Origin of the sequence: Pontibacter sp. H249, assembly GCF_037892465.1 — a bacterium.
Classification (GTDB): domain Bacteria; phylum Bacteroidota; class Bacteroidia; order Cytophagales; family Hymenobacteraceae; genus Pontibacter.
Genome location: NZ_JBBKTR010000004.1, coordinates 131,104 through 147,617, shown reverse-complemented (window position 1 = coordinate 147,617; position 16,514 = coordinate 131,104). Strand labels below are relative to the sequence as shown.

At 43.7% G+C, this 16,514-nt stretch carries 15 protein-coding genes and 1 pseudogene; 4 read left to right on the top strand and 12 right to left on the bottom strand.

Annotation, left to right across the window (positions count from 1 at the left end; translation table 11 throughout):
• Positions 1-28: 28 nt before the first annotated feature.
• Positions 29-334: a ferritin family protein gene (locus tag WG943_RS07460; protein ID WP_340407871.1), complete on the top strand. Its 306-nt coding sequence runs from the start codon at positions 29-31 to the stop codon at positions 332-334.
• A gap of 26 nt (positions 335-360) precedes the next feature.
• Here the strand turns inward: WG943_RS07460 and WG943_RS07455 are convergent, their stop codons facing one another.
• From WG943_RS07455 to WG943_RS07430, 7 genes and pseudogenes are all read right to left on the bottom strand, one after another.
• Entirely contained in the window at positions 361-822 is a 462-nt protein-coding gene (locus WG943_RS07455; protein ID WP_340407869.1) for a DoxX family protein, read from the bottom strand.
• A gap of 144 nt (positions 823-966) precedes the next feature.
• On the bottom strand, positions 967-1,410 hold the full coding sequence (locus WG943_RS07450; protein ID WP_340407868.1) for an RDD family protein: 444 nt from the start codon (positions 1,408-1,410) through the stop codon (positions 967-969).
• A 100-nt stretch (positions 1,411-1,510) separates the two neighbouring features.
• Positions 1,511-2,122, bottom strand: coding sequence for a trimeric intracellular cation channel family protein (locus tag WG943_RS07445; RefSeq protein ID WP_340407866.1), 612 nt, complete (start codon positions 2,120-2,122; stop codon positions 1,511-1,513).
• Between the two features lie 184 nt (positions 2,123-2,306).
• Positions 2,307-4,580: a TonB-dependent receptor gene (locus WG943_RS07440; protein ID WP_340407865.1), complete on the bottom strand. Its 2,274-nt coding sequence runs from the start codon at positions 4,578-4,580 to the stop codon at positions 2,307-2,309.
• Between the two features lie 434 nt (positions 4,581-5,014).
• Positions 5,015-5,140 carry a hypothetical protein gene (locus WG943_RS07435; RefSeq protein ID WP_340407863.1) on the bottom strand — a complete coding sequence of 42 codons (126 nt, stop codon included), beginning with the start codon at positions 5,138-5,140 and terminating at the stop codon, positions 5,015-5,017.
• A 30-nt stretch (positions 5,141-5,170) separates the two neighbouring features.
• A pseudogene (locus tag WG943_RS21225) lies at positions 5,171-5,293 on the bottom strand (sulfatase-like hydrolase/transferase); the annotation flags it as partial.
• Positions 5,294-5,718: 425 nt separating this feature from the next.
• Positions 5,719-6,414: an SIR2 family NAD-dependent protein deacylase gene (locus WG943_RS07430; protein WP_340407861.1), complete on the bottom strand. Its 696-nt coding sequence runs from the start codon at positions 6,412-6,414 to the stop codon at positions 5,719-5,721.
• Between the two features lie 137 nt (positions 6,415-6,551).
• Here WG943_RS07430 and WG943_RS07425 point away from each other — a divergent pair, with 137 nt between their 5' ends.
• Both WG943_RS07425 and WG943_RS07420 read left to right on the top strand, forming a co-directional pair.
• A complete protein-coding gene (locus WG943_RS07425; RefSeq protein WP_340407860.1) occupies positions 6,552-7,007 on the top strand; it encodes an AAA family ATPase in 456 nt (151 codons plus the stop codon).
• A gap of 192 nt (positions 7,008-7,199) precedes the next feature.
• The gene (locus WG943_RS07420) at positions 7,200-8,420 is read left to right on the top strand and encodes a pyridoxal phosphate-dependent aminotransferase (protein WP_340407858.1); all 1,221 of its coding nucleotides are present in this window, start codon (positions 7,200-7,202) and stop codon (positions 8,418-8,420) included.
• 78 nt (positions 8,421-8,498) lie between these two features.
• On the opposite strand, the gene WG943_RS07415 is transcribed toward WG943_RS07420, so the two are convergent.
• Together WG943_RS07415 and WG943_RS07410 are read right to left on the bottom strand one after the other, a co-directional pair.
• Positions 8,499-9,257, bottom strand: a complete 759-nt coding sequence (locus WG943_RS07415; protein WP_340407856.1) for a carbonic anhydrase family protein — start codon at positions 9,255-9,257, stop codon at positions 8,499-8,501.
• Between the two features lie 4 nt (positions 9,258-9,261).
• Positions 9,262-9,939 carry a DUF2490 domain-containing protein gene (locus WG943_RS07410; protein ID WP_340407855.1) on the bottom strand — a complete coding sequence of 226 codons (678 nt, stop codon included), beginning with the start codon at positions 9,937-9,939 and terminating at the stop codon, positions 9,262-9,264.
• Between the two features lie 685 nt (positions 9,940-10,624).
• Between WG943_RS07410 and WG943_RS07405 the strand changes: the two genes are divergently transcribed.
• Positions 10,625-12,283 carry a cation:proton antiporter gene (locus WG943_RS07405; protein ID WP_340407854.1) on the top strand — a complete coding sequence of 553 codons (1,659 nt, stop codon included), beginning with the start codon at positions 10,625-10,627 and terminating at the stop codon, positions 12,281-12,283.
• A 243-nt stretch (positions 12,284-12,526) separates the two neighbouring features.
• Here the strand turns inward: WG943_RS07405 and WG943_RS07400 are convergent, their stop codons facing one another.
• From WG943_RS07400 to rmuC, 3 genes are all read right to left on the bottom strand, one after another.
• Positions 12,527-14,356: a M2 family metallopeptidase gene (locus WG943_RS07400; protein ID WP_340407853.1), complete on the bottom strand. Its 1,830-nt coding sequence runs from the start codon at positions 14,354-14,356 to the stop codon at positions 12,527-12,529.
• A 143-nt stretch (positions 14,357-14,499) separates the two neighbouring features.
• The gene (locus WG943_RS07395) at positions 14,500-15,006 is read right to left on the bottom strand and encodes a nuclear transport factor 2 family protein (protein ID WP_340407852.1); all 507 of its coding nucleotides are present in this window, start codon (positions 15,004-15,006) and stop codon (positions 14,500-14,502) included.
• A 131-nt stretch (positions 15,007-15,137) separates the two neighbouring features.
• Positions 15,138-16,472, bottom strand: a complete 1,335-nt coding sequence (gene rmuC, locus WG943_RS07390; protein ID WP_340407850.1) for a DNA recombination protein RmuC — start codon at positions 16,470-16,472, stop codon at positions 15,138-15,140.
• Positions 16,473-16,514 lie beyond the last annotated feature (42 nt).

Sequence of the window (16,514 nt, the reverse complement as noted above, 5' to 3'; positions counted from 1 at the left end):
TGATTTAAAGTATAAAATCGCTTTTAAGATGCCGACAGAACAATACCACGAGCCACCGCAGGAGCTCTCGCAGGAAACACGTACGTTTGCCCGCATGATAACATCTGTGATAGAAGAGGCTGAAGCCATTAACTGGTACGAACAGCGCATTTCCGTAGAACAAGACCCAGTTGCCAAAGCCATTATGCAGAATGCCCAGCAGGAAGAGTTTAAGCATTTTGGTATGAACCTCGAGTTTCTGCTTCGCAAAAAGCCGCACTGGCGCGAAATGATGAAGATTATCCTTTTTACTGAAGGCGATATTGTAGAAAAAGGCGAGGAGGCAGAAGATTAAACAGGTTTAAAGTATAAACTTATACGTTAGAAAGCACGCTGGTTCGAGTACATGGTTTTGTCTACGCTCATCAGGCCGGCTCCGCCCACTACTAAGGCCCAGGCCATGCCAATTACCAGCAGGTGAAATTCATAGCCTTCGCCGGCTTTGTTGCCTCCCCAGTTCATAAAGAAACCATAGGGCAGGTGCACGTAAAGTATAATACCAATAAAGAGGCACAGCACGCCAAATGCCCAAATGCGGGTCCAGAAGCCGACCATAAGGCAGATGCCACCCACAAACTCGATCAGAATAACAAGCCAGGCCAGAAAGCCGGGCAGTCCCGTCATCTGCTCAAAGCCACTCACAAATCCAGCTGGCCCAGGGCCTCCAAACCATCCTAGCAGTTTTTGTGCCCCATGAGCCCACATCACCAGCCCAAGCATAACCCTGATTATGGTGAGGCTCCAGGTATCAGGAGTGTTCAGTAAACGATGCTTAAAGTTCATATAGCCGCTTAAATTATCGGATACAAACATTTACGCAATTTGTATATAATTGATATTTAATCTGTTAATAGACTGCTGTTAAATAAAACAGGGAGCCGGAAATAATCCAGACTCCCTGTTTTCAACTCGGCTAAAAGTTGAATGTTATTTTTTAACTACTCTAGTTTTCGAAATAGTGTCGTGCCATCCCGGACCTGAACCCAAGAATGATAACGCTTCGAAAGGGATGAGGCGGCATAGTGTTCTTTTAAAGGCATCTGTAGGAGTGATCTTCTCACCATCCTCTGTTACAACTATCGAACCTGTAACCATCTTGCCAACTGTCTGACCAAAAACGCTTTCGAAGCCCCAATAATACACAAACATAATCATTAGTCCAAGAATCGTTTCATTTACCTCCTCTATAATAAATTCCATTCCCACCAAAACAAGGAGAATACCCATTACAAATGCAAAAAGATAGAATGATACCAAATCAATAAGATAATGGATAAAACGCTTTGATTTGCTTACCTCATATAAAGGCTCTGCATCTTCAAAAAGAAAAGGGTCATTTGTTTCAAAATTCTTTGAGTCGAGGTATGGCATGCGATAAGTTAATGTGATAAAAGTATAATTAATTGAGCAGCTGATGAACTGATAGGTAAATATAACAAAGGATACACTTATTTATATAGCCTTCACAAAATTATCTCCTGAATTTAGGCAGGGTTAGGTTATACTTTACGGCCAGCAGGCGCAGCACAATGATGAAGGCGACGGCTAATAAAAAGCTGGTATTGCGCTCTACATCAAGACCATACATGATTAGGTATAAAGCGGCTCCTAAAAGGCAGGCACTGGAGTAGATTTCTTTCCTGAACAGCACAGGCACCTCATTTGTAAGCATATCCCGAATAACACCACCCATTACGGCTGTAAACATACCCATAATGGCCGCAATTTCAGGGCGAACACCAAGGCTCAAAGCTTTTTCGGTACCTACTATGGTAAACAGTGCAATGCCCAGCGTGTCGAAGAGCTGTAACGTGCGTCTAAGTTTTGCTACCCATTTATAAAAGAGCCCGGTACAGATAATGCCGAGCAGAATTGTATACAGGAACTGAATATTGCCGATCCATACAAGTGGGTAACTTCCTAATAGCATATCACGGAGGCTACCGCCACCAATAGCCGTAACAAAACCCGTAAAAGCGGCTCCAAACCAATCCTGCTCCTGGTCACGCTCGCTCATGGCCAGCGCCCCCGACATGGCAAAGAAAAATGTACCCAGTAGTTCTAGTATGTATTGTATACTCAAAGGCTTCTTTTTAGCTGGGCAAGATAGGGGAGTGGTGGTATATATGAAAGTATAATCTTAGAATAAAGACCTCGTAGCGTCTGAAAGAGTTATAGAGGTAGAGAGTTGAAGTATAAATATTCGCTCATTCTAAAGTTTCCCCGCAACCAGACGCTCGCAGGAGCTGCGCACGCTGCGAGGTCTTTTACATCAGTCCGAACTTTAAGCCGACATAGAATGTGCGGGGGCGTGCCGGACCATACACATAGTTGCTGTCGCGGCTTTTTCCGATATCAAAGTCCTGTTGGTATTGGTTAAACATGTTCTGAACCCCAGCGCTTAGCTGCAGGTCCTGTTTTATACTTTTAAGCGTAAAGCGATAGGCCAACTTCAGGTTGTTTTCTACAAAAGTTGGCGAAGTATACAGCACATCTTCCACAACGCCGGGTGCGCCGCCAAAGTGCGGCACCAACATCGGTCCTGTTATTACTCCCGAGAAAGCTGCTGTAAAACGGCTTTGTGGCAATAGTGTAAGCACGTAATAGCCATAAGTATTGGGTGTGCGGAGGTAGGTGCGGGTGCCGTCAATTTCAGAAGACCAGGCTACTGGCGAATGGTAGCGGGAGCGTTGCAATGTAAGCCCGGACTCAAGCTGGAACATTTGGTCGTAGTTAAGGCGGCCTTCTAAGGTTATGCCTTTTACAGTGGAGTTGCCGCCGTTACTGCGCAGCAGTTGCTGGTTTCCGTTTTCATCTGTGCCTATCTCTTCCAGCACAAATGCATCGTAAAGGCGCGTATGAAAAGCATCTAGTGTAAAACCATAGATCATGTGCTCGTTGGGTTTGTTAAAATCCACGGAGGCATTAAAGCTGTCTGATGTTTCCTCTTTCAGGTTAGGGTCTACCTGAATAAGGGAAATACCGCCGCCAGCAAAGGCTATGTGCAGATCTGTTTCGAAGGCTTGCGGAGCTTTAAACCCTCTGGCATAAGATGCTCGAAACTGCGTATAGCTTCCGGCTTTGTACACTCCGCTCAGGCGAGGCGTAAATACTAGCTGATTTACGTTAGTGTGCTTGTTGGCTCTTACCCCCGAAAGTATGGTGATGGCAGGAGTAACATCCCAATCGCTTTGCAGGAACACACCGGTGAGGTTGGTTTTCTGGTCTACAAGAAAATTATAGGCTTCTATCTCATCAAAAGTATAATCATATAAATGCTCTGCACCTGTGGTAAAAGTATTTGTGCCGCCTAAAAAGTTGTGCGAAGTATAGTTAAACTGAAAGCCTGCCTGCAAAGTATGATTTTTGGTATTTCCCCAACCATCCGACTGGTTGATGCCAGTGTAATGGGTGCGTTTTGTGTTTTGGGCTGAAGCATAAATGCTGTAAGAGGTTTTACCGGTATTGGAGCGTCTGTCGTAGTTTAGGCCACCAACCAGTATGTCGTGTATGCGATACTCTGACTGGTTGGCTTGGTCGGCGGGTTTATCTAATTTATCTCCTCCGTGGCGTAGTTCATGAATGCTCCAACCGTTTACCTCCAGTTTATCCTGGTCAGTGGGCTTAAAGTATGCGTTAAAGCCAAAAGAATTGTTCTTCAGCTTCGATAGCTCTGAGAAACCGTCGCCGTTAGCATCGTAGGCCTGCCTGTCGCGATGTGAGCCAAAAAAAGACACACCGGCGTTCTGCTCCTCGTTTACCACGTTTACATTCGCATTTACGAAATGATCCCATACTTTTCCGTCAATAACAGATGCGTTGTTGCTTAGGGTAAACGAGCTTTCCTGAGGCTCTTTGGTGATGATGTTTACAGTGCCCGCAATAGCATTAGAACCATATAACACAGAGCCGCCTCCACGCACTACCTCCACACGTTCTATCATGTTGGCTGGTATTTGTTCTAACCCATAAAGGCTCATAAGAGAGGTAAAGATAGGGCGGCTGTTTACCAGCAGCTGAGAGTAAGAACCCCCTAATCCGTTCATGCGCAATTGGGTATAATTGCACGTTTGGCAGTCGGTTTCCATGCGTAGGCCCGGCTGAAAACAAAGCCCCTCCGACAAAGTGTTGGATTGGGTAAGGCTAAAGGTTCTGCTGTCGAGAATGTTCACGGCTACAGGGCTCTCCAAGCGCCGGCGTTCGGTGCGGGTGCCAGTTACAACTACCTCGTTAAGTGTGGCATCAGCAGTAGATAGGTTTATGTTCACTGTTGCTGTTTCGCCGCCTGTTAAATTTATACTTTGCATTTGCTGTCTGTAGCCTATCGCTGAGACTACTAATTGGTAAGTGCCAGCCTCAACTCCGCTTATCTCAAAATTACCTTCTTCGTTTGCAGATGTACCCCATTTTGTGTCTTTAAGTATAATGGTGGCATAGATTACGGGCCCATCCTTTGAGGTTATTTTTCCTTTTACTGCATTTGTTTGGGCAGATGCAATGGCTGGCAATACTGTACACAATAAAAGTATAAGCTTTATCATAATTTAAGTTTTAGGCAGTGTATAATTATATTTAGCTACGCAAAATTGTTGATTTAGATTTATCTAAAAAATAAATTTGATATATATTTTTATTGTTGCACTTTATGGAGCTTTGCTAAATTGTATATATAGTGTATAAAGGTAAGTTATTAGCAATGGCAGGAGAATAAACCTTATATGCTAAGGCTGGTGCTTATCTGTAAAAGCGACTTTGAGAGGACTTAATTATACCTAGGCGCAGGTCGAGAAATTTTTTAAGAGAAATGGTATACTTAACATATCATGCTTTATTACTTGCCCATACAGTTGATGGCACTATAAAAGATATGTCTCTGGTAATACTCCAAGTGGAAGTAATAGCAAAAGGCATTTTATTTTCTGATAAAATACTGCTCTACTCCTTTCCAAGGGTAGTTTTGGATATTATGAACACCTTACAGCGTAGGGTAAATATCTACTTGGCCTAACACCGAAGTATAATTAAATTTTGCAGGCGCATTGGTTAGTATAAGCGGGACATAAGGCACGTCGGTTGATAGGTTCCTGTTCCGTGATTTCATGAGCAGATTGCTGCGCTGTTCTATAGTGAATGCTTCATGGCCGCTGGTTATTATTATGACAGTATTCTCTAAAGTGCCTGTTCTTTCCAGATTATGCAGAACCGCTTCAATTGCCTTATCTGTGTAATTTACTGCCTCTATGTACCTGGCCAGCAGGTAAGTAATACAAAGACCAATAATGATAATAATAGCCTTTTCTTCTGCTAATAAAGAAGTATGGTAGCGTTAGTACAACGCTTCAGGCAAGTGCAAATGGATGTAGCGAAAGTCTGTTCCAGAACTTGAATGGCAATTTGTAGCCAATCATGTAATTAAAATAAAAGTACTTATGTAGAGTGCCAGCAAGATCAGCAGGTAAAATGCTATATTAAATTTAAAAGCATTTGTCCTCTGCGTAAATGACGTTAGATACAATCGCTTAGAAACAAATTTTTAAATTTAGTGCAGCATTTCTGGTACACTTACTAGAGCAACATTATCTAAGCTTTATAAGAGACAATGATCACCTTTTTATACTTATATATCAATCTCAAATTTTTACTTAGCTAAGCTAACATCTTGTTTATACTTTAACTGAATTACACATAATTGCTTCTCAATACGGAGGCTACTTTCTCCATACCTGTGGTTGCTTTTTCTTCAAAAAGGTAAGTATTTGTGCGCTTTCGCATTTCCGGTAATTTGGGATCTACCACAAAAATAGGGGCTTCATCGTCTACAAAATCAACCAGGCTAGCGGCGGGGTAAACTACCAAGGAAGTGCCTACAACTAAAAAAATATCAGCCTGCACGGCTTCTTCCATTGCTTTTTCCATCATGGGTACGGCTTCGCCAAACCATACAATATTAGGTCTTAACTGCGAACCGCGCTCACATTTATCACCTACATTTAACTCCCAGCCTTCTATTGGGTAAACCAAGGTAGGATCTAAAGTGCTGCGGCTTTCAAAAAGTTTACCATGCAGGTGAATTACGTTGGTAGAGCCGGCTCGCTCATGCAGGTCATCAACATTCTGCGTGATAATGCGCACATCAAAGTCTGTTTCTAAATTGGCTAGTATTTTATGACCCGTATTCGGCTGCACGGTGTGAGCGTTTTTACGGCGTTGGTTATAGAAATCGAGCACCAGTTCAGGGTTTTTGCGCCATCCCTGCGGAGAGGCAACTTCCATTACATCGTGCCCCTCCCAAAGTCCGTCTGCATCCCGGAAGGTAGCAATGCCACTTTCTGCACTTATACCGGCTCCTGTTAACACCACCAGTTTCTTTTTCATAGGCTTATCTTTGTTGCTTTACATTTTAAATTTACGAAACTGCTCTTAAAGTATAAAACTGCTACGTTAAACGCTGCAACAGTACATGCACAACCTTTAGCCATACAGTTGCCTATACGTTAACTAAAGTATAAACCATGCAGTCAATCATCTTCTGTGGCATACAAGGCAGCGGGAAGAGCACTTTTTACAAAGAGCGCTTCTTTGATACACACCTGCGCATTAACCTGGACCAACTACGGACGCGTAACCGCGAGAAGTTGCTTTTGGATGTTTGCCTGCGTACACAAATGCGTTTTGTAGTAGATAACACTAATTCTACCATATTAGAGCGCAGCAGGTACATAGAGTTGGCCAGGGCAGCAAAGTATGAAATAATTGGCTACTTTTTCGAGAGCAGTACCGCAGCAGCTCTTGCACGCAACAACCGGCGCATAGGTAGGTTTAAGGTGCCTGAAAAGGGAATATTCGGTACTCAAAAACATTTACAAGTGCCAACTATGAAAGAAGGTTATGACCAATTGTACCGTGTGCAATTGCTACCATCTGGTAGTTACGAGGTGCACCCTGTAGAGGAGATGCCTTTGGATTAAAGCTGTTGCCGTAATCGGCTGTTTATAATTTACACGCACCTCTTACAGGAAAGTAATTTTGCTTGTGCATGGAATACTCTTCCCAGGGGGCTAGGGGGCAGCAGCAAATAGTCAATATTTAACCTGAAATTCAGAAGAAAACCTACCACTTTATACTTTCCGGCATAGTATATTCGCTAAATTTTTTTGACTATGATCAACAGAAGTGAGCGCCTGAACAACGTATCGTATGACCTGTGCGGGCCTTTATATGAGAGAGCGAAAGAACTGGAACTGCTCGGGCACAACATCACCAAACTGAACATTGGCAACCCTGCACCTTTTGGCTTCGATGCGCCGGCAACGGTTACAGAACAGATTATCAAGAACCTTAGCCATGCGCAGGGCTACTCCGACCACAAAGGTATACTAAGTGCACGTGAGGCCATCAAACGTTATTATACTAACAAAGGAATTGCTGGCATACATACCGATGATATCTGCCTGGGCAATGGCGTAAGCGAGTTAATTTTGCAGGCGGTTCAGGCCCTGCTGAACAACGGAGACGAGGTGCTGGTGCCATCGCCGGACTATCCGCTTTGGACTGCTGCCGTGCGTTTTGCAGGTGGCAAAGCCGTGCACTACCGCTGCGACGAAGAAGCCGACTGGTACCCTGATGTTGCAGATATCAAGAGTAAGATCAACAGCCGAACGAAAGCCATCGTTATAATTAACCCGAATAACCCAACCGGCGCAGTGTATTCCAAAGAGTTATTGCAGCAACTGGTGCAGTTGGCGGCTGAGCATAACCTGGTGGTTTTCTCCGACGAGATCTACGACAAGATCCTGTATGATGGAACAGTTTATACTTCCACGGCCACTATTTCGGAGGAGGTGCTTTGTGTTACCTTCGGAGGCTTGTCTAAAAACTACCTGGCAGCTGGTTTCAGGGCAGGGTGGATGCTAGTGAGCGGAGCAAAGTATAAAGCAAAAGCCTATCTCGACGGCCTAAACACCATGGCCAGCCTACGCGTGTGCAGCAACGTTCCGGCCCAGTTTGCCATAGAAACTGCCCTAGAAGGCGAGCAAACCATACTTGACCTGACCTTACCAACCGGACGTTTAGGTCAGCAGCGTGCTATCACTTACGAAAAACTAACAACCATACCGGGCATTACCTGCGTGAAGCCCATGGGTGCTTTTTACATGTTCCCGAAGCTTGATATGAAGAAGTTCAGCATAGAAAGCGACCAACAGTTTGCCCTGGATCTGCTAACAGAGCAGCATGTGTTGCTGGTGCCGGGCACAGGTTTTAACTACCAGCAGCACGACCACTTTAGAGTAGTGTACCTACCGGAGCCGACGGAATTAAGTTATACGTTGGATAGGTTAGCTAACTTCCTAGGAGCTTATCAGCAGAAACTTCTAGTTTAAAGGCAGAGGCTATTCCTTCATGTGCATTTGTTTATAGTGCACATGAAGGTGTGTTATCTTTATAGAAATTGGTGTGCTCTATTCCAGAAACTCTACAATGCCGGTTTCCATATCATAAAAGGCTCCAACAATTTTTATTTCATTCTTGTCAGCCATTTCTTTTAGGATAGGGCTTCGCTGTTTAATGTTTTGGACAGTGTTCATAACATTGGCCTTAGAGACGTGGGTAATATAAGCCATATTTTTGCTTGTTCTATCCCCTTGGTAATCCTGCGTCTGTAGCACAACCGGGCGTATGTTTTCTAGCATAGCTGTTATATTTCCCATCTTCACATTATCTATTGCTGCTTGTACAGCACCGCAGCTTTCATGGCCCATTACCACAATCAATTTAGATCCAGCCACCTTACAACCAAACTCCATACTTCCAAGAATATCTTCGTTCACGAAGTTGCCTGCCACCCTCGCCACAAATACGTCGCCTATACCTTTGTCAAAAACATCTTCTACAGGTATTCTGCTGTCGAGGCAAGATAGTACAACAGCCTTGGGGTATTGGCCAAGAGCACTTTTCCTAACCTGTGTCGAGTGGTTGCGCCTGGTTAAATCGTTGTTCCTGAATCTTTGGTTTCCGTCTTTTAAGCTTTGCAGAACCTCATCTGGTGTAAGTGCGGCCTGCTCTTCAGCTGTCAATACTTCTTCTATCAAACCTTTGTCTTGGTTTACTTCAACCCGTTGTGTAGTTTGTTCGGTGTTTCCCTCATTTGCTGTTTTGCATGAGATAAGTACCAGGCACAGTATCCAAACGGCCAGGTTAATCATTACTGTGTTTTTCATGACTTTAATCTTCGTAAAATGGTATGTTGTTAAAGAGCACAACCTGCACCTGCTCCCGGTGCCTGTTTTCAAGTATCTGCGACATTACACCAAGCTCGGCTCTTAAGTATTTATTGATTGTGTAGCCTAAGGCACCGTACAAGCGGTTTCTGTCGTAGAGGGGGGAGGTATTGTTAATAAAGATTTCGTTGTAAGCAGACAAGTAAACAGTTTTAGGCACCATCTCCCTGTTAGTGAGGGGCACGTTAACAGACAGAAAATACCTATATCGCATTTTAAAGTCTGAATTTTCTATAAACCGTTGCTCGAACCGGTACCGGTGCTGCAGATAAAAGCGACTAAACTGCTGACGGGTAATAAACTGCTGGAAAACACGATGTTCCGAAAAGCTTCTTTTCAGATCTGTACCGGGTATATAAGCTTCAGAGTAGATGTAGGCATATCCCAGCAGCAGGTTGTTGTTTGCGGGTGTAAGGTTGTAGCCAATTCCCGTTCTAAGCAAGAGCTGTTCCAGATCTCCTGCGGCGTTAAAGTTTCGGTATTGTACTTCGTTGTGCCAGTTCAATTTCTCGCTTAACTGCTGACTGCCAATGTAGATGTACCAACTGCCAACGCTGCTACTTTGCGCCCGTGCGCTAGAGGTAGCAATCAGAAATAACGCAAAGGCACAGAACCATTTCATTTTACATATTAATTAGGAAGTAGTTAAATTTTTTCCGTTTATCTAACCACTAATATGAGTATTACAATCACAACCGTTAGTAACACTTTAAGTTTTATTTTGTTGATAAAATAATTGTGTGTAAATAGTTGTAATTCATTAAGTTAAGCATTGTTATTTTTATACATAGTGAAATTAAAATAGACCATAATTTTGACTGACTACTGGCGGAGATGAAGGGGACAGGAGCTTTGAAGCATAGTACTACCTTAATAAATTATGGATGACTCTGATCCTCTGATTGGGTTTATTACGGAACGCAGACTGACTGCCATGCCTAAAAAAACTTTTATATGGCGTTGATTGTAAATACATGATATCAAAACACAGTTAATAGCCATACTATCGGCTTGTAAATGCCAAACGGAGGCGGTGAAGATTTTAATAATTCTTAAAGATGATGTTCCTAATGGAAACAGGGCAAATAAGTATCTAAATCATCTTCAGGAGAATAATCAGAGCTATATTCAACTTTAAAAATCAATAAGGGAAAGGGTGTTTTTGAAGCCTTTAAGTATGACATGTTGCAGGAAGCTTATCTTGTTTTGCAACAGGTTTCCAGATTTCTTCAGGATATTATTTTGAGGATATTCACGATCAATGAGCTGGTATGTTGTGGTAGGACTCTTTAAACTGTTATCTACAAATGAATTGGTTCGCATTAGTAGCAGAAAATCCTTTTTATGAGTTTAGCATTATTCTGGCCCTGGCTGCACTATTAGGTGTTGTCGGGCAGGTGTTGAAGCAGCCTTTGATCGTTATGTTCATAGCCCTTGGAATTATTGTGGGGCCTTCAGTGCTTGATATTATTCACTCACATGAAAAAATTCACCTGCTCGCTGAGATTGGTATAGCAATTCTCCTTTTTATAGTTGGGTTGAAATTAGACCTTCGGATTATTAAATCTATCGGAAAAATTGCCTTGCTCACTGGACTGGGCCAAGTGTTGTTCACTTCCCTATTTGGCTATATCATAAGCATATCCCTTGGCTTTTCTTCTCTGCATAGTTTCTATATTGCCGTAGCGCTTACCTTTTCCAGCACCATTATTATCGTTAAACTTCTTTCGGACAAAAAAGAAATTGACTCACTGCACGGGCAGATCGCTATTGGTTTTCTCATTGTTCAGGATATTGTTGTTATACTAGTGATGATCGTTTTATCTACCATGCAGAAAGGCGGGGAAACATCTTTAACTGAAGATGTTATCAGGACGCTTATTGCTGGATTCTGTTTAATGGCCTTCGCTTTCATTGCCATGCAATGGGTTATACCCGGGCTTAGTAAAATACTGGCAAGATCCCAAGAGTTGATCACGCTCTTTGCCATTGGATGGGCAGTCACGCTGGCATCAATAAGTGAACTTGTTGGTTTCAGCGGAGAAGTAGGGGCCTTTCTGGCAGGTATTACCTTGGCTTCATCAGAATACAGGGAAGCCATCAGCGGCCGACTGGTAAGTTTAAGAGATTTTTTGCTCTTATTTTTCTTTGTCCATCTAGGTGCCAACCTGGATTTGTCATTAATTGGAGGACAGGTGGCTGCGTCTCTCTATCTTTCCATTTTTGTGCTTATAGGGAATCCCATTATTGTTTTGATCATTATGGGATTGATGGGTTACCGGAAACGGACCTCTTTTTTAGCGGGTCTAACAGTGGCTCAGATTAGCGAATTTTCCTTGATTTTCGCTGGCTTGGGCTTGGCCGTAGGGCATATAACAAACGAGATCATGGGTCTGATTACTTTGGTGGGCCTGATTACAATTGGGCTTTCCACCTATCTGATTCTGTATTCTCATCAAATATATAATTGGATTTCACCAGCCTTAAGCATATTTGAACGAAATAAAAGATCTACAGAAGACGAAGAGAGCCACTTTCGAAAATCAAAGAAGTATGACGTTATCATACTTGGCTTAGGGAGATTTGGTAACCGGTTAGCAGAAATGCTGGATGAACACCCCAAGATCAACTATTTAGGAACTGATTTTGACCCCAATGTTATACAGGAATGGAGGCAACTAGGAAGGGATGTGAAATACGGGGATATAGAAGATCCCGAAATATTGGAACATACTCCTTTTCAAGAAAGCAGGCTAATTATTAGCACAGTACCGGACAAGGAGCTATCCATTAGTTTGATAAAGTCCTTAAAAAGAAGCAACTATCAGGGTAAACTTTTTGTAACGGCAGTGACTTCAAAAGACTTTCAGGAACTATCTAAATATGAGGTTGAAAGTGTTTTACTACCTCATCAAATGGCTGCTTCAGACTTTTACAATTCCTATTTAAAGAGCAGGTTAGAATAAAACAAGAACCGGCTACTAATATCGGATAAACTTTATGTGAGTCGAATTGATTTAATTTAATCGAGCATTATAGCTCTTAAAGAATCTTGTGGAAGGCGGATAGTAAATAGCTCTGAAGTCGCGCAATAACGCTTATACTTCGCCGTTAAAACCTTAACATCACCAATAAATAGCAAAAGCCGCAGCAGTATAACCTGTTGCGGCTTTCGTTTTTGTGCTTAGTATATTTAGAATTCTAACTTCTTAAAGCGTATACTTCCGGCCTTTGTTCTGCTCCTTCAGGTAAACCATCAGCGGCTGGAAATAGTCAACCATGGCGCGGGCACTTAGTTCTTCTCCGGTTTTCTCTTTCAGCATTTGGCGCCAGTCGGCGGAGGCACCCGGGTACATGATGTCGCGCAGAAAGTTGCCTACTTCTTTGCTGCCGTAGTAGTTAGTAGCGTGCGGGTCCTGCTTGAGGATGTTTTTGGCGATGTGGTCGTGCAGCTGGAATAAGATCACGTAGCTCATGGCGTAATCGTAATATTGTGCTGCATCGTCGTTGATGTGTGTTTTGGTAGCAGGATCGAGGTAATTTTCGCTACGGTTTGCAGGCGGCACCATACCCTGATACTTTTTGGTCAGTTCCCACCAGCGTTTGTTCAGCTGATCAGCCGGCAGGTTCTTTGCATAGAAATCATGCTCCCACTCGCTCATCACCCCCGAGGCGAAAGGAATAAAGGTAACGTAGCTCAATGCCTCTTTTAAAAGCATTTGTACTTCGTCTGTCTGCGTGTTTTTATCTATCAGGTTAAGTTCTGCCAGGAATGGCTTTTGCATGGCAGCCAATCCCATTAGTGAGCCAATGCCTTCGTGGTAGGCACGGTTAGCGCCACCGCGCAGCAGTACTGGTACATCTGGGTTGGTGTAGGTCATGTAGTAGTAAATGTGGCCAAGTTCGTGATGTGTTGTTTCGTACCATTCCGCGTTCGGTTCTACACTCATCAGGCAGCGAACATCCTGGTTCAAGTTCATGTGCCAGGCAGAGGCGTGGTTGTTTTTCTTATAGTTTGCGTTTGCCGGCAGCGGGTAAAGGCTCGATTTGGTATAGAACGATTCTGGTAGGCTCGGGAAGCCGAGGCTGGTATAAAAGCGCTCTGCCTGTTTTACCTGCCACTCGGGGCCTTTTTGCTTCAGCACAGCATCCAGGTTAATGCCTTCCACTTCTACCATCGAGCTCCAATCCTGGCCCCAGCGGTTAGGCAGCCAATGCGCAGGCAGGTAATCCGGTACTTCTTTCTGGTTATACTTTTTAGCCAGCTCGTAACGGGCAAAGGTGTGCAGCTCGCGGTAAAGCGGACGAAGCTCATCGTTTATCTGCTTCATCAGGTCCATCATCTCCTGTCGCGTCATACCATAGTCAGAAGCCTGGTAGGTAAAGTAATCGTCGTAGCCCAAGCTTTGCACCGTTTTATTACGCAGGTCGCGCAGGTTTAACAAACCTGTTTTCAGTCCCGGACCTACCTCTTTACTGGCGTTCCAGGCGTCGAGGCGTTTTTTCAGGTCGGTTTCATTTTTCAAAATTTCGTCAATCTGGTTTGTTGTGACTGACTTCTCGTAAATCCGGTAATCAAAGCCATAGAGCTTTTCCGTTTGCTCAGTTTCAGCTTTTATTCTTGCTTTTACAATATCTGGTATTAATTGCGGATTATTCGCGCCTGTATAAAGTATAGCCTCAAACTGCTTTATCTGCAGCGGTGTAAGCTGGTCCTTCTTTTCCAACATAGCCTTGGCTGTGTTAATGTTGTCTACACTGCCGGTGAAGGCTGCAAATGCCTCGTTTGCACGGCGGGTGGCAGCAGCATTGGTGGTGTCGCCTTCTACAATTTTGGTGTTTGATGCCCATTCAGCCTCTGCAGATTTGGTGTACAGATCCTGGTAAGTTGCAGAGTATTTGTTCAGAAATGCCTGTGCCTCTTTCTGTACCTGCGTTAGTTCAGCTGTTGCGGTTATTTCAGCTGTCTCCGTTTTTTGGCTGGAGCATGCACTTAAAAGTATGGCGGCGGTTAAACCAGTGAAAATCAGTTTTTTCATGAGGTTAGTTCGTGGTTGTCTTACTAATATACTAAGTTATTGGTGCAGAAGCAATAACGCATATACGTGATAAGTATGGGGGAGGTACTGCCTGCGCTATAAAGTATAAACGCAACCGGTATGCGGTTGCGTTTATACTTTTTTTATTCTGACAGGCCTAGCTGCTGCAAAAAGGCCAGCTGGTCGTAATAAGTTACATCTTCTATTATCTTGCCGTCCTTTACTTTCAGGCGGCAGAAGATCTTCAGCTCAAATTCTTTGCCTTTCATGTGTGGCGGATCGTTTGGTCCTATGTTCTCTACTGTTCCTTTCGATAAAAATTCTACGGCAATCTCATCTTTGCCATTGTAAATATAATGCTTCACTTCATCCTGCACATCAGGAGCCATCTCGAACAACGGTCCATATATTTCGGCTACAGCAGCTTTGCCCTTTTTCGGTTCTATCATTTCAGGTGAGGTAAACACAGCATCATCCGCGTACAGCGCAGCCATGGCTTCCAGGTCGTGTTTATTAAATGCTTCGAACATCTGCTGCATCACCTGTACAGTTTGCGGTTGTGTGGTGATTGTAGCCTCTGCTGGAGGTGCAGCATTTGCCGTTTCTGTTTTGGGTTGGCAGGCGAGGGTAGTGCTTGATAAGATTGCCATAGCGATCAGGTTTTTCTTCATAAGGTTAGTTACACATTGCAACTGCTAAAGTATAGATTTTTAGCAATATACAAGATGATGCTGCTTTTAAATTAACAGTGCCTGATGTAAAACAACCTAATTTATACTTCCTACTTTGGTTCTTCAGTGTTTTCGGGTAACTGCGCCTCCTGTAGCAAGCTATCATCGATGGTTTTACTTGTTTTAGCACCCAATTCCCTTAAAATTTCCACCCTTCTGATCAGGTTACCCTTACCATCTGTTAGTTTGTTCATGGCAGCATTATAGGAGCTTTGGCTGTGCTCCAAGTGCTTACCAATTGTCTTTAAATCGTCTACAAAGCCAACAAACTTGTCGTACAATTTACCGCTTTCTTCAGCAATCTTTATAACGTTGCGCTTCTGATCTTCCTGACGCCATACTCCAGCCACTGTTCGCAGCGTTGCCAGTAAAGTAGAAGTGGTAACCAGCACAATGTTACGCTCAAAAGCATCTGTAAACAGGTCGTGGTCGTGCTGTAAGGCCAAGCTAAAGGCTGGCTCCAGCGGAATGTACATCATCACAAAATCTGGTGAGTTGATGCCAGTGAGTCTATGGTAGTCTTTGCGGCCTAAGTCTGTAAAATGTGTACGGATGGAGTTGATGTGGCTACGCAAGTATACTTCCTGCTGATCATCGTCTTCACAGCTGCAGTAGGCTTCATAGGCAACTAAAGAGAGTTTGGAGTCGATGATGAGATGTTTACCTTCTGGCAGGCGCACGATCACATCTGGGCGGTATACTTTTTTGTCGTCGTTTTGGCGTACCTCTTCGCGTTCGTAATGCACTCCTTTGCGTAGCCCGGACTTTTCTAGCAGGCTCTCCAGCAGGTACTCTCCCCAATTGCCCTGTGTTTTGCTTTCGCCTTTAAGGGCACGGGTTAGGTTAAGTGCATCCTGGCTCATTTTCTGGTTCAGCGTTGCCAACTGCGTTATCTGCTCTTTCAGCGAAACACTGTCTTTTAATGTCTTTTCGTAGGTTTGCTCCACTTTTGATTCAAACTCTTTAATACGCTCTTTCAAAGGAGCAAGTACACGCTCCAGGTTTTCGGAAGAGGCTTTATTAAAATGCTCGGCGTTGTTCATCAACACTTGGTTGGAGATGCTTTGGAATTGTTGCAGGAATTTTTCGCGGAGTTGCTCTAGCTCCTTATTTTGTTCATGCAGGCGCTTGTTCAGGTGTTCGTAATCAGTTTCGGTTTTGGTAAGGGCATTGGTAAGCTCCAGCGTTTCCGTTTGTGCCTCGCGCAACTGTGCTTTTAGTTGGTCTGCTTCTCCTGCTTTCTGTTTAGCCTGGGCCTCCAGCACGCCCTGCGTAATGGCAGCCTGATTAGCTGCTTGTTGCAATGCGTTCAGCTTTCCTTTCAGTGCTAAAAAAGTAACTACCAGTCCGGCTAAAAATGCGGCTATTCCTACGATCATCTCCATAAGGTAAAGGTAAAAGATTTTAGCAAGTGCAACAATGGTTTT